The 14,551-nt window shown below is 69.1% G+C and carries 8 protein-coding genes and 1 pseudogene; 3 read left to right on the forward strand and 6 right to left on the reverse strand.

Annotated elements, in window-relative coordinates; translation table 11 throughout:
• Window positions 1-310: 310 nt before the first annotated feature.
• The 3 genes and pseudogenes from ACWDA7_RS16095 to ACWDA7_RS16105 form a co-directional block, all read left to right on the forward strand.
• Window positions 311-514: a cold-shock protein gene (locus tag ACWDA7_RS16095; RefSeq protein WP_055489114.1), complete on the forward strand. Its 204-nt coding sequence runs from the start codon at window positions 311-313 to the stop codon at window positions 512-514.
• Between the two features lie 455 nt (window positions 515-969).
• Window positions 970-1,374, forward strand: a complete 405-nt coding sequence (locus ACWDA7_RS16100; RefSeq protein ID WP_450604815.1) for a transposase — start codon at window positions 970-972, stop codon at window positions 1,372-1,374.
• A gap of 238 nt (window positions 1,375-1,612) precedes the next feature.
• A pseudogene (locus tag ACWDA7_RS16105) lies at window positions 1,613-1,893 on the forward strand (cation-translocating P-type ATPase); the annotation flags it as partial.
• A 73-nt stretch (window positions 1,894-1,966) separates the two neighbouring features.
• Here ACWDA7_RS16105 and ACWDA7_RS16110 read toward each other — a convergent pair.
• The 6 genes from ACWDA7_RS16110 to ACWDA7_RS16135 all read right to left on the reverse strand — a co-directional run bounded on the left by ACWDA7_RS16110 (window position 1,967) and on the right by ACWDA7_RS16135 (window position 14,453).
• Complete coding sequence (locus tag ACWDA7_RS16110; protein WP_450604816.1) at window positions 1,967-2,911, reverse strand: hypothetical protein; 945 nt, start codon at window positions 2,909-2,911, stop codon at window positions 1,967-1,969.
• 891 nt (window positions 2,912-3,802) lie between these two features.
• Window positions 3,803-6,202, reverse strand: coding sequence for a peptidoglycan recognition protein family protein (locus ACWDA7_RS16115; RefSeq protein ID WP_450604818.1), 2,400 nt, complete (start codon window positions 6,200-6,202; stop codon window positions 3,803-3,805).
• Window positions 6,203-7,018: 816 nt separating this feature from the next.
• Complete coding sequence (locus ACWDA7_RS16120; protein WP_450604819.1) at window positions 7,019-10,000, reverse strand: hypothetical protein; 2,982 nt, start codon at window positions 9,998-10,000, stop codon at window positions 7,019-7,021.
• A 34-nt stretch (window positions 10,001-10,034) separates the two neighbouring features.
• Complete coding sequence (locus tag ACWDA7_RS16125) at window positions 10,035-10,550, reverse strand: hypothetical protein (RefSeq protein ID WP_450604821.1); 516 nt, start codon at window positions 10,548-10,550, stop codon at window positions 10,035-10,037.
• Window positions 10,551-10,868: 318 nt separating this feature from the next.
• Window positions 10,869-13,934, reverse strand: coding sequence for an FG-GAP-like repeat-containing protein (locus ACWDA7_RS16130; protein WP_450604822.1), 3,066 nt, complete (start codon window positions 13,932-13,934; stop codon window positions 10,869-10,871).
• Window positions 13,935-14,114: 180 nt separating this feature from the next.
• Window positions 14,115-14,453: a GNAT family N-acetyltransferase gene (locus tag ACWDA7_RS16135; protein WP_450604824.1), complete on the reverse strand. Its 339-nt coding sequence runs from the start codon at window positions 14,451-14,453 to the stop codon at window positions 14,115-14,117.
• Window positions 14,454-14,551 lie beyond the last annotated feature (98 nt).

Raw genomic sequence — 14,551 nt, forward strand, 5'->3', positions numbered from 1 at the left:
TCGGGATACCTCCGAGGACGCAGCAGAGGCGGTAAGAATTTCCGTGCCGCCTCGGCAAGGCAGCTCACAGCTCGGCTCCTTGCCTGCGCGGCCGTCGTGACCGGTGAAACTCGCTTACGCGATCCCGTAAGGCCTGTGACGTGTGGCCGCGCCCGGTGTAGCGTCGATGCCAATAGTCGTGGTTCCGAAGTCCCGTTCGCCCGTGACACACGTCTCGGGCGTTCTTGCTGTTCAGCATGTCTCCGGACCAAGGCGATCACCTTCGGATCCCGCACGGTGCGGGGCCCGAACTTCCTTGAGGGAGACAGGCATGGCCAGCGGTACCGTCAAGTGGTTCAACGGCGAAAAGGGCTTCGGTTTCATCGAGCAGGACGGCGGCGGCCCCGACGTCTTCGCCCACTACTCGAACATCGACGCCTCCGGCTTCCGCTCCCTGGAAGAGGGCCAGCGGGTCACGTTCGATGTCACGCAGGGGCAGAAGGGCCCGCAGGCGGAGCACATCCGCCCCGAGTAACAACGCATAGAGAGAGCCCGGAGCCCGGCCGGATGGTTACCGGCCGGGCTCGTTGTTGCCCGGGCGAAAGGGGGGTAGTCCGTACCCCTGGCGGTGATCCGCCGCCACGCACCCGCTTGGGCGGCGCCCCGCGGTGGGGAGCACCACGGTTGTGGGCGTCTGCCCGCAACTACACGGTGCTTTGCCCCCAGGTGTGTCCGTCTCGCTCACACCTGCGTGGCCCTCTGCACCACCCAGACGTAGCTCTTCAAACCGCAGTGCTCGTCTACGTCTTCCCCTCCCAAGCCATGCCTCTGGTACTGCCGTTTGCTGTCGTCGCTGTAGTTCTGACGCTGGCTCAGTGGTTGTCCCGGCGCTACGCGGCTTCGTGTCAGGGGTCAGTGGGGGGCCAAACGGGGGCCAAGCTCAGCAGCCGTGCCGAGACGCTCCCGGACGGTGATGGAAACGAAGCCGAGATGCGCGATGCTCTTGCCGCAACCCGCACCACGCTCACGACCCTGCCGGGCCTGGGTACTGTGCTGGCTGCCAAGGTCATCGGCCACGTCGGCGACGTCAGCCGCTTCCCCACCGAGCACCACTTCGCCAGCTACACCGGCAGCGCACCCCTGGACGCCTCCAGCGGCAACGACATCCGCCACCGGCTCAACACCGGCGGCAACCGCGCGCTGAACTCGGTCCTGCACATCATCGCCGTCTGCCAGATCCGCGACGGCGGCCGCGGCCAGGACTACTACCTGCGCAAGATCGCAGAGGGAAAGACGCCGGCGGAGGCCCGCCGGGCCCTGAAACGACGGCTGTCCAACGTGGTCTACCGGATCATGAAACGCGATCAACGGAACCACCCCGCTCAAGCCGCTTGACACACAGAGGCGCTATGAGGTCACAAGCGCCCGTCCGGCCGCGTGCGTGGTGACGCCCGGCAGGCCGACAAATCCTAAACAGGACAGCCGAGACGTCAGTCAGAACACGAGTCAGACCCGCCAGTGGCGTCACCACGAACATCATCACTGTCAGAACACGTCGTGGCTGGGGCGGTCCCGTGCACCCTGTGGACTCTAAAAACAGTTGCGGGCCGAGGAAGGCGGCGCCTGGCGAGATCTGATCGCCCGGCGCCACTACACGGGTCCTGGCTCACTGGACGCGGAGACCAGCGCGGCGACCCTCACTCTGTTCCTGATCTCCATGTGGGTGCTGGTGATCGTCGCCCGGCCCTACACCTGGTGGCGCGTCACCCTGGTGGCGGCGATGGGCGTGGCGTTTCTGTTCGTCCTGATCGCGCCCTCCAGCGCTTCTTCGCACTGAAGCTGGTTGGAGTCGCCATCCCGTGGATCGCGGTGGGCATCGCGGCGCTGGCGGCGGTCGCCCTGGAGGTCCTGTGAAAGTGGGTCGACCGCCGTTTCCCGGCGTGACGCGGTACCTGGCGGGCACCGCGTCACCTGCTGCCGCGGAGGCTTACTTGACGTCGACGTAGTCACCCGTGGCGTTTGCCGCCCCGGTCGTCGGGGAGCCCGCGAAGCTGAAGCGCCAGTAGCCGTCGTAGTTCGCGGTGGTGGTGGTCTTCAGGTTGCCGTACGAGTCCGAGTACACCGTCTTGATGGTGGTGTACGTCGTCGTGCCCGCCTTCCTGAACTGCAGCTTGACCGGCTGCTTCGCGTAGCCCTTGTAGGTGTTGGTCTCCCAGTCGGCGCGGGTCAGCTTGCCGGTGGCGGTCAGGGTCTTGCCCTTGGCGACCGGCTCCGGTCCGGCGTTGACCGTCAGCTTGGCGGAGCGCTTGACCTTGGTGGTGGTGAGGCCGCCCTGGTCGGCGTACCCGACCTTGGTGATGTCGAAGGTGGGGCTGGACGGGTCCTGGCCGTTCAAGTCGATGGCCAGGGCGCCAACGCTCCAGGTGCCCGCGTCCGCGTTCATGAGGTTGCCGTCGGCCGCGTAGATGTCGACGTTGCCCTTGCAGGTGGCGGTGGTCGACGAGGTGGCGGTGCAGGTAGCCGGGGCGTCACCGAAGAGCATATTGCTCGGGTCGTCGTAGGAGCCCTTGTAGATGTACGGGCCGGTCTCGAAGTCGGACGAGGTGATGTCGACGTCCGCGCCGTGCGTCAGGGTGTACGAGACCGGGATCGCGACGTGGGTGGTGGTGCCGACCGAGTACGAGCTGCCGATCTTCACATTGGAGAAGGTGACGTTCAGGGCGTACGGCGCGCCGGCGGTCTCGGTGGCGGCGCTGAACGCGGTCTTGCCGGAGGTGGCGTGATCGGCCTGGGCGGTGTGAGCGGCCTGCCAGACCTTCGCGACGTCTTCGCGGTGGGACGCGGCGGAGTCGGCGGCCTGCGCGGCCGGCACGACAAAGGCGGAGAGAGCCAGGGCGCCGGAGACGGCGGCCACGGTGGCACGTATGCGCATTGCATTCCCCAAGTGGAGAAAGGGGCCCACGGGTTGGCTTCACATGGGGCCCGAGTGTCTGGTGAGTCTCTTGACTCGCGTGATTCAGATACGCGGCCCGACCGCATGGTTGTACGGAGGTGGAACGTTTTTGTCGCAGCGTTACCGGACCGGACCCCGCTGTCCGGTCCCCGCCTCCCGGAGGGGACGCGGGGACCGTGGGGCGCTTGCTGGGTCGACGGGTGCCGGACGACCGTGCGGCCCGCCCGGACGGCGCCCCGCGCCGCTGGGCAGCACCGGCCGCCGCGACTCGCTCAGGCGCCGCACTTGGGCCGCCATCCGCATACCGCGTCTTCCAAACTGGCGGCGGCCCTGAAATGGAGTCCCGGGGCCGTCGAAGGGCGCTCAAAGACAACCGACGCTGACAACCACCAGCAGTCAAGGCTGCGGCATGCCCGGAATAACAGGCGGTGGATCTTGCCGTCCGCAGCACGCGGTACCACGATCGGGCAGCTGGGCACGGGGGCTTCGATGCTGCACGTCATCTCACTGGTCGCCGTGGCGGCTGTCGTGGTGCTCTATGCCGTGGCGGGTGTCCTGGCCATCACGACCGGCCGGGCCGTGCCATGGCAGCCGGGGTACATCCTGCGGCCGAGGCTGTGGGGTTCCGGAGCCCTGAGACGCCGAGTCCGCAGAGACCGGACCGAACTTGTAAAGCGAAGGTCGTCGGTTCGGATCCGACAGTGGGCTCCGAAAAACTCGGCAATCGCCCTGCGACGGGCGGCGTTTCCATCGACGATCTCGACGTTGGCCTCGAACAGTTGGCTGGCTCGGAGACGGTCAAGCCGGGTGTGCCCGCAGGAGCCCTTTGCCCGCGGGCAAAGGGCTCCAGCGTGAGGTGCGACCGACCGGTCAGCTGATGGTTGCGATGCCGTCGGTGGTGACGGTCGGGCGGCCCGAGGTGCCGACCACGACAATCTTCAGGGTGTGCTTGGCGGAGCTGGACCACGTCTTGGTCCAGATCGCCTGCCGGTACTGGGTGGTGGAGGACTTCAGGTCCACCGTGGTGACCTTGGTGCCGTCGACGTAGACGTAGGCCTGACCGGAGGTGGAGGCCCGCGAGACGATCCAGGCCACCGAGCGTCCGGTGAAGGTCCAGCTGATCGAGGCCCCGGCGGACGAGGCGCTGTAGGAGTAGCCGCCCAGGTAGCTGGAGCTGCTCTTGTGGGTCCAGCTGCCGGTCCGGGTGGTGGAGGTCTCCTGGATGATGTTCGGTGTCCGGTAGACGGAGGCTCCACCGGTGTTGCCGGCCACGTCGTACGCCTTCAGGGCGAACAGGTCCGAGGTGCCGGGCTTGGCGCTGGTCGACCAGGTGGTCGCCGTCGGGCCGAAGGCGGCCGAGGACGGCGCGGTCGCCATGATCTTGGACAGCGCCGCGTTGTCGGCGGCCTTCCAGGTCACCGTGACCGGGACCGCGGTGGAGCTCACCGTGCCGATGCGCAGCTGCACGCCGGGAGCGGTCGGGAAGGTGGGGGCGGTGGTGTCACCGACCAGGGTGACCGAGCCCGACAGCGTGGTCGACTTGCGGACGTGGGTGGCGCGCACCTGGACGGCGTGGCTGCCGGCGGCCACGGAGATCGAGGCGGAGCGGGCGGAGCCGGAGGTGTGCGCCACGGCCTTGCCGTCGACCAGGACGTCGAAGCCGGAGATCACCTGCGACGGCGTGGAGGTCGTCCAGCTCACTGTGACCGCGCCCTTGGTGTAGTAGCTCGTTCCGGACTTGGTCGCCCCGCCGGACAGCCCGGTGACGGAGACCGCGCCGACCGGGCCGGCCGCGTAGGAGCGGATCGTGCTGAGGGCGTTGTAGAGCTGGTTGCCGGGGCAGTCGGTGGCGAAGCCGTTGCGGTGCCCGGAGATCGCGTTGAAGCTGTAGCTCTTGCCGAGGGTGAAGCCGTAACTGTCGGAGGCGCCCTCGGGCAGCGACGCGGTACCGGTGTCCGGGTTCACGCCGGTCATGCCGAACTTCCAGGCCGCGATGCGGGCGATGGAGGCCAGCATCGCCGTGCTGGGCTTGGCTCCGGCGAAAGTGCTGGCCGTGGAGTCGCCGCCGCTGAGGTCGGTGTACGTGCCGATGGCGGCCACGCCCATGCTGTTGGTGTTGAACCCGTAGGTCTGGGCGCCCACGATCGGCAGCGCCATCCCGCCGAAGCGGCCCTCGAAGATGGTGCCGCACTTGTCGACGAGGAAGTTGTAACCGAGGTCGCGCCAGCCCTGGTTGAGGTGCTCGGCGTAGATGCCGCGCACGATTGCCGGGGAGTCCGCGCAGGAGTAGTTGTTGGTGGTGTCCGTGTGGTGGACGTACATCACCTTCACCGCCGAGCCGTACGACGGGTAACCCGATTCCCGCGCGCACTCGTCCGCGCCCCAGCCGGCCCGGGTGACCACGGTGGGCGGGGCCACCGTCGAGGTGGTGGTGGCCGGCATCGGGTCCGGCGGGGTCTGCGACGCCGACGTGGAGGGGCTGGCCGAGGAGGTCGGGCAGGAGGGGTACGCCTGGGACAGCGACGGAAGCTGGCTGGGCCAGGACGTCGGGGACGCGCTCGGCGAGGCGGAGGTGGGGGCGGAGACGGAGGCACTGGTGGACGGCGCGGCGGAGGCGGACCCGGTGGCCGTCGGGGTGTCCGTGGGTGAGGCGGAGTCCGTCGCGGTCGGGGTGTCCGAAGCGCCGGTACCTGCGGTGGCCGTCGCGGTGTCGGTCGGGGCGGCGCTGTCCGTCGGTGTGGCGGTATCGGTGGCCGCCGGGGAAGCCGAGTCGGTGCCCGTCGCGTCCATGGCGTAGCCCGCCAGGCCCATGCCGGAGGCTTGCGTCCCGCCGATGGCGGGCTTGCCCGGGTCGACCAGGTCCACCCGCAGCCCGGCGGGCAGCGCGGTCGTCTTGCCGGCGCCGGTCGCGCGGACCTGGATTCCGTTCGACGGCCCCGACCACATGGGCGACATCCCGCCGCGCACACCGGGACGGTTCAGCTCGGCGGCGTCGGGGATGTCGTCCGGCTGCTGCATCTTCAGCCACTGGGTCCAGTGGCCGCCGACGGCGGAACGGGTCCGCACCTCCACCGTGCCGCGCAGCTTGGCGTGCGCGCCGTTCCAAGTGACACCCACCATGCTGAACGGAGCCGTGGACCGGGCCCCCAGCGTCTTGAGCGACGCGTCGGCCCCGGTCAGGGCGAGCGAGTGGACATGCGTCTTGATTGGTCCCGGCGCGGCCGACGCTCCGGCATGGCCTCCCGACCCGGCCATTGCGACGGTCGCCACAGCCACGCCGCCCCCGGCTATCACCGCCCCCAGCGCCACCCACGTGCGCGTTTTCAGTCCGACTCGACGACCGCGCCGAACCCTGTGTTCAGTTCTCATGCCCCACCCTGAAGCCCCGTTGTAGTTGTCATCACAGCCATGCCGAAGGTGATGGCCGCCGTCCCGCCGAAGTTGCCTCCTGCGGACATGCTGGTGATCGGCAGCTCTTGCCCGCGACGGACGCGTCCAGGGTCAGCACGGCCACGTCGTTGTTGACGGCCGCCAAGTTGAAGAACGGGTGGCTCCACTGGCGCAGCACGCCGAGCGTACTGACGCTTGATCCTCATTCCCCTATTCGTCACGCCATGATCGTGCAAAGGGGCCGTCCCGGCCGACGCAGTGCAGGGCAGCCCGGGACCGCGAAGGGCGAACAGGGGTGGACGCTGAGGAGGTTTCGTCAGGCCAGCCCATCACGGGCATGGCCAGCAGAAGAGAGCCGTTGGCGTACGCCAACCGGTACGCCAACAGCACCGCACACCGACGGCCATCCCCAGTGCCCCGCAACCCCTATGACCGGCTGCCATGCTCGGGAGACACGGCCTAAAAAGCGGAAGGTCGCCGGTTCGACCCCGGCCCTGGCCACCAGTGCTGATCAGCACAAAACCCCGAGCGAGATCATTCGCCCGGGGCTTTCGCGTGTCTGCCGACGGCAGTCCGACAGGAACGGACGAGCCGCGAGACAGGTCACAGAGCCCGTGCCTGTCTCGCCAGATCCTGGCGGGCCCGGCTGCGGGAAGGCAGCGTGTCAGACCATCCCTCAGCCGGGCCCCGGCCGGTTCAGCGAGTGATCACGACGGCATCGAGATGCACGGTGGACCGGCCGGAGGCGCTGCCGGAAAGAATGCGCAGCTGGACGTTGTGCGTCCTGATCGCGGAGCCGAGCGTGCGGGTGAAGACGACCTGTCGGTAGGTGGTCTTGGCGGCGTAGGTGTTCACCGTGCCCACGGTGGTTCCGTCAACCACGACCGCGAAGCGGCCGCCGTTCGACTTCCGGGTGGCCACGATACGCAGCTGGGTGCCATCCGCCGAGAAGGACACGGATGCGCCCTTGACGGCGGAGGCGCGCTCGGTGCCGGACCAGGCGGAGGATGCCGCCACCGACTTCCAGGTGCCCGAGTAGTGCAGTGCCGCGGCACGGTCATCGATCGGGATGCCGGTGGCCGCCGCCTTGCCCCAGGGGCCGGTCTGGCCGGCGTCGTCGTGAGCGCGGACGTAGAACCGGTAGGTGAGTCCGGGTACCGGCCTCACCGGGCTGCTCGCTTTGCCGAAGACCGCGGAGGTGGACGTGGTGCCGGTGCGCCAGGTCTGCAGCGGCCCCAACTCCCAAGCGCCCTTGCTGTTACGGGTGGCGACGCGCCAGCCGACGTCGTACGACTTCACGCCCGCGGTCTTCGCCGACCAGGCGACCGGCACCGTGGCGCTCGTCGCCGCGCTGCTCGCGACGGTCGGTGCTGTGATGGAGGCCGCAGGGACCGCCCGGCGCAGGGTCACCTTGCCACTGATGTCGGGCGTCGCCCGGCCGGTCACCGTATCGCGCACTGTCAGTGTCCAGGCATATGCGCCCTCGGCAGCTGCTGTGCCCGCTTCCGTCTTTCCGTCCCACACCGGTGCGATCCTGCCGTCGGAGGCGGTACCGGTCAGGGAACGGACCTGCGTGGTGCCGGACTTGAGGGTGAGCGTCCAGCTCACCGGCCGGTTGAAGGCCCAGGTGGGGTTCCAGTTGTCGGCCGATCCGTCGCCGTTGGGGCTGAAGCCGATCGGGGCGGCGGCCGAGGCAGCGGTAGGAACGCCGGCCCAGATCACGTGGGTGACTCCTGCGCCATCCATCCAGGCTGCCCAGGGTGCGTCACGATCGACGGCCCACCGTTCGGCGGCGGCACTGTCGGCCTTTTCCGGGAGGGCGAACAGAGGCTGCGCCTCGGCTCCTGCCACGCCCAGCGCCTGGGCGTTCAGCATGACGGTGCTGCTGCCCGAGGTCCTGGTGAAGGTGTACAGCACGTTCGCGCCGAGGATCGGCGTGTGGACGGAGGCGTCCACGGCGGTGCGCGTCGAGGTCCCCGCCTTGAGGAGCAGGCCGTTGGTGGACGCGGCCCCGCAGGTGGTCAGCAGGATCCAGGGGCCTCGCACCTGCAGGCCTCCGGGAAGGCAGTTCACCGTGGCTACCGTGCTCACCGTGCCAGTTGCCAGGTCTGTACGCCGGATGGACCAGGCGGAGCCACTGGCGTCGGAGACGGAGGAGTATAGGGCGCCTCCGTCAAGTGCAGAGCTGCCCGGCACATGTTTGCTCGCACCGCTGCTGACGGTCTGCAGCAGAGGCCCGGCAAGAGAGCTCGGGTCATCCGACAGAACATGCTCCCCGTCGAAGTCCACCACCTCGGCACCGCCGGCGTGCGGGAGGGCGGCACCGATCTGCTTGCCGGCCTGGTAGACCTCGTAGCCACTGCCCTGATCGGTCAGGACCCGGCCGCCGGCGGCAGCCAGCGTGTGATGCACGATCCCCTGGGAGTAGGCCATCACCCGTGAGGGGCTGCTCGCCGAAGCGGCCACCGTACCCACCGAGAGGTTGCTGCTGAGCAGAACGCCGCTGCGCCGGGAGGAGTCGTCGCTGGTGTAAAGGACGCCGCCGGAGAGCGCCATGGCGTCCAACCGGGCCGGGTCGGCAGGGATCGTGGTGGCATCGCCCGCGGCCGTGGACACCCGTCCGGCGACGAGGGTCTGGATCCGGGCGTCGACGTCCGGCCGGTAGAGCGGCACCCGCATCCGGCCGTCGTCACCCACCGAGACGTCGGTGAAGGTCCCGCCGAGATCCGCCGCCGGCGCGGAGCCGTCCCTGGACATGGCAAAGAGTTCGCTGCCGGTACCCGCCGGGTTCCAGCTGGTCCAAGCAAGGGTGTCGTCGCTGATCCAGCGAACCCCGTCGACTGGCAGGGTGACGGTGGCCGGGCCATCGCCCGGCGCCGACCGCTGCCACTCCGTCAGGACGGCACCGTCGACGACCCCCACCCTGCTGGGAGTGAACTCCAGCCCCTGCGGCAGCATCTGGGACGCGGGCTGGGCGACGGTGACCACCGCGGAGGTGGTGAAGTCGACATACGCCACGACGTACTGCCAGGTGGCGGTCTTCCTCAGCACCAGGGCGCCGTTCGTGTCCGAGGCGAGGACCTCGTACTGCGAGTCGTCGGAGAGCAGCGTCCGGTCCTCGCTGCCAGGAGTACGCAGAAGCAGGCGTACCCGATACTCCGAGCCCTGCAGGTAGCTCTGCTCGATGAGGATGCCGTCACCGGCCTGCCCACGGTAGCGCTCGGTGCCCGCTGCCCCGGAATCGTTGTAATTGACCGGGAGCGTGCTCTCGGCCCCAGAGTCCAGACGGCGGAGTGTGACATGGTCGGCCAGGGCGCCGTTGGGATTCGTCGAGGTGGCGACGGCCACCACGCCGTTCTGTACGGACACGGCGTTGACCTGCACGGTATCAGCGGTGTTGGCGAGCGGCCCGAGATCCTGGGGCGTGCCTCCCTGGGTCGCGACCCAGCCGTGCGGCCGGAAGTCGGCGGACGTCTGCTGGCTCCAGACAACCACCTGACCGGACCCGGATATCTGGTCCGCCGACGGTGCCGAGGTCGGCCGGGCGGGCAGCGATGTGGACACATCCGTCGCAGTCGCCGCTGCGGCTGTGGCGGGGGCCAGGGCGACAGCCTGCGGCAGCAGCAGTGCGCCGGTGACGGCCGTGACGGCGAGCAGATGACACTTGCGCGATGGCATAGCGTCGGGGTTCCTTTCGGACGAGAGGGGCGCATCATCGCACGCGTCCTGACCGCGTCCACCAGCAGGGATCGGCGGCGGCATCGACCACCTCAACGGCGGCAACGGCAACGACAACCTCCACGGCGACGACGGCGACGACAACCTCCACGGCGACGACGGCAATGACACAGTCTTCGGCGGCGAAGGCAACGACACGCTTTTCGGGGGCGCCGACAACGACCACCTCTTCGGCAACACCGGCAACGACACGCTCTCCGGCGAGGCCGGCAACGACGACCTCTTCGGCGGCGAAGCCAACGACACCCTCGACGGTGGTCCTGGCAACAACTTCAATGACGGTGGTCCTGGCAACAACACATGCGCCAACCCCGCCACCGGGCCCGGCTGTCCCGTCTGACGGCCCACGCCACATCATCACTCCGGAGCGCGACGGAGTTGTGCCTGTCGATGATGACGACGACGCGCCGGCGGTTGGCCACGTGCGGTACCAACTCGGTTGGCCAACGACGGCCAGAGGTCGTTGCCAGAACAAGACGATGAAGGGCACGGCAGGCTGTTACCTCCACCAAGATGAGTGGACGAAACGTGGCCAGGCCGAACTGAAGAAGAAGGCGAGCAGGCACCGCAAGAGGCAAAGCAGAGGCGCACAGGATGAGCATCGAGAGTCGCTTTCCCCTCGGCGGTGAGGTCCGCCAACAGGTCCTCGCGCATCTCTCGCGTGATGTCGCAGTAGCGCGCCTGTGGACACGCTCAGAGTGGTCCGGCGCACGCCCCGCCTCGAGTGAGGCGGGGCGTCGTCGACGTGGTGCCGTCGCCCGTCAGGCCGGATGTGGGCCACCCGGCCGCGCGGACTCGGGTGAGGCCGTCAGTACAGGGCCTTATAACCCTGCCAGCCGGTGCCGATCTTCACCCGTGGCGCGAACGACCCGTTGCCGTAGCCGGTCTGCCGGAACAGGTTGCCTGCGGTGTCCCGGGCGACGATGTCCGCCTTGCCGTCGCCGGTGATGTCACCGACTCCGACCACGACGTTGTAGGAGTTGCCCCAGTTGGTGAACAGCCGGACCCGGGACGCGAAGGTGCCCTTGCCGGTGCCGTAGTAGTGGTACAGGACGTTGGACTTGTCCTGCGCGATCAAGTCGCCGACCCCGTCGCCGTTCAGGTCACCGACACCGACGACCTTCTTGTACGTCTTCCAGTTGTCGTACAACTTCACGCGCGTGGACAGCTTTCCAGTGCTGGTGCCCTTGTACAGGTAGACCGCACCGGTCGAGGCGTTACGGGCGAGCAGGTCGGCCCGCCCGTCACCGCTGATGTCCCCCGGCGAGGTCAGCACGTCGTACTGGTTCCAGCCGGTACCCAGCGAGGTGTGCGCCGTGCTGGTCTCGATGGGCCATCCGAACTTGGGCCGATACGCCCGCAGTTCGCCGCTGCTGAACCGGACAAGGATGTCGTTGTGGCGGTCACCGTCGACGTCGCCGAAGGGAACCAGCGTCACGGAGGAGGGCCAGCCGGGTGCCGACTTGCCCCCGCTCAAGGCGCCCGCCCCGTTGCCCGGGCGATAGCCGATGTCACCGGACGACAAGAAGGTCAGGACGTCGCCGATCCCGTCGAGCTCCTGCGAGCCGCTGCCGGTGAAATCGCGGCGCACCACGGCCGCGTCGGACACCTTCACCGTCTGCGACACCGTCAGCGGCACTCCGGAACCGTCGGCCGGCCGGGCCGTCAGCTTGAACGTGTACGTGCCGTCGGGGACAAGCGCGCCCTTGGCGTCACGTTTGTCCCAGCGCGCGCTCAGGGTGCCGTCCACCTCGCCGCCGTTGAACGTACGGACCACGGCGCCGGTGGCCTTCCTGGTGAACGTGGCCGTCCAGGAGGCGGCGGGCTTGGAGAGCAGTCCGCGCCACTGCCACCACAGGCTGCCGTCCAGGCTGTTCTCCTCCGTGTTGCCGGTCGCCTCGGACTCGACGACGCCGAGCGCCTGGGCGGCGACCCCGCTAGGCACCAGATGGATCCGGTGGTCCGCGTCGACGTAGGCCGCGGGCCCGCCGAACTTGTCCACGGTCCAGTTCACCCCGCGCACGCTGGGGGTGCCCGGCGCGAGATTGCCGATCGTGCGGGTGGTCGCGGTGCCACCGGCGAAGGCGGTGAGGAGGAGCGCTCCCGACGAGGTGTCGTGCCGGACGAGGTAGCCGTCGCCGAGCAGCGCCTGGCCCGACGGGACGGGAATGTTCTTCTTCGCCGTACGGTCCCAGACGCCGGCCGACGCGGTCGGCCCGCAGGACCAGTAGATCCAGCGGCCTACGGCCTGCAACTCCTTGGGCACACACGGGGCGCCGGTGCTGACGGTGTCGGTGGTCTTGCCGGTCTTCAGGTCCTTCGCGGTGACGACACCGGTGCCGGAACCCGGGGTCCACAGCTTGGTCCCCCATACGGAGGCGGCCGTGACGGAGCGGGTGACGATGGGCTGCAGGTCGGTGTAGACGTCGAGGTCGCCGACGTACTGCTTGGCGGGGGAGGAGCCGTTGACGACCGCGTACCGGCCGGTGATGTCGAGGACTGTGCCGGAGGACGAGGGCAGATAGAAGAAGCCGGCGTCGTCGGCCTTGTCGAGGGACTGGACGTACGACCCGACAGGTTCGGGCCCTGCTGTGAACGTCACCGCGCGGCCGTCGCCGGTGGCGTACGGGCCCTCCTCGCCGCTCACCCACTTCCGCCAGGTCGGCGTGCCCGGTGTTCCATCGGCGGCGATCCGCCGGGTGTAGTAGGCGCCCATGAAACTGCTGTCGGCCTCCTCGGTGGCCAGGGTGCCGTTCTGCAGCGACAGCCCACCGATCCTTGCGGCTACCGGCGGTACTGCGGTCAGCTCCGTCAGCGTCGGGGTGTCCGCCCCCGTGTCGGTGACCCTGTGTACCGCCCAGTGCCCTGAGTCGGTACCGCCCACGACCAGCAGGCCGCCGTCCGGCGTCGGGGTGACCGAGGTGTTCGCGTGCCGGAGCAGAGTGAGCGCGTCGCCTCCCGTGAGGGGGACGGCCATGAGCTGCTCGCCGGACTCGTCGGCCGAGTTGTAGGGGTCGGACGGCACGGAACGGGCCACCACCAGCCAGCGTCCGGCTATGCCCAGATACGGGGCACCTTCCGTGCCGGGCAACGTCACCGTCGTCTCGGGGGCGGAGAGGTCGGCGCGGTCCAGGACGTGCGCCGTGCTGCCGTTGGCGTACCAGACCAGGCGGTCCGCGCTCAGCACGACGGCCGTCGGAGCGACGGGCACCGTCACATCGCCGGTGACCCTCGCGGCGGACAGGTCCACCATCGCCAGGTGACGCACGTCTCCCGAGGCGTAGCTGATGACGGCGGTGCCGCTGTCGCCGCCCAGGATGCTGAAGTTGGTGGTGATTCCGGCCGGCCATCCGTCGACGAGGGTGCCCTCGGCGGGTGCGCCGTCGCCGTATAGATACAGCAGGCGGTTGCCCTCGGCATCCCGTGCCTGGGTGAGCACATGGGCGCCGTACGTTGCCCAGTACATCCCGTGAGTGATGGCGACTTCCGTGGTGGTACCGGCGGCCATGTCCCTGAGGACGACCTTCGCGGTGGGCGAGACGACATCGGTCACGATGTCGGACGAGGCCCCGAGGTACGCGGGGAATTCGAGCCGGGCGAGGTTGCCCAGTGCGGTGGTCGTACCAGTGCCGTACGACGTCCAGAGATAGCCCGAACTACCCTCCTGGGCATGCAGATAGCCGTTCGGGCCGGCGGAGTACAGCCGGTCGTGGCGCGGAACATAGCGGTCCGACTGAAAGACCTTCTCCGCCGCGACGGTACTCCCGACGGCGGTGTCCGCGCCGGCCGGCACGGAGAGCGGGCCGAAACCAGCGGTCACGGCGAGGACCGCCAACGCGGCGGTGATGCCACGGGCGGTGGTACGACGGGCCAACGCGGCCTCCTGGGCAGGAAAAGGGCGTGGCGGGACGGCGGTGGCCGATCAGGCGCGCGTCAACGGTGCTGTGAGAATGCCCAGCCCCCCGGCTGTCCCCCATGCAAGGCGGCATGAGGGTAGCAGCAACCCCAGGCCCATCAGGAGTACCGGAGATCACTTCCTGGTAACCGCGAACCCCTAGGTGGCCGAACGGCCCGCGGGTTCGCTCGGTGCTGCGGGTACGGCGCCGCGGCAGCGGGAAACGGGCTCCGCGGCCGTGTGCCACAGCCAGCGGGCGTCGATCTCGCGGCCGTTCCGCAGGGTGTGGCGTGACGGCCCCTCGTCCGCGACGAAGCCGGCGCCGGCCAGCGCCCGCGCGGACGCGGTGTTCGTCGTCTCGTGCCCTGCCCGCACGATCTGAAGTCCCAGGTGGGCATGGCCGAGGTTCGCGACGGCCCGGAACAGTTCCGCGCCGAGCCCCTGGCCGCGCGCATGGGGAGCCAACCATCCGCCGATCTCGCCGGTTTCAGGATCCAGCTGCTTGAATCCTCCCCCAGCTGAAGCAGGGGGATTCCTGGCTCACGTTGGCTGCGGGTCAGCGACCAGCAGCTCTTACACGATCAACACCAGCCGGG

Source organism: Streptomyces sp. NPDC001156, assembly GCF_053598275.1.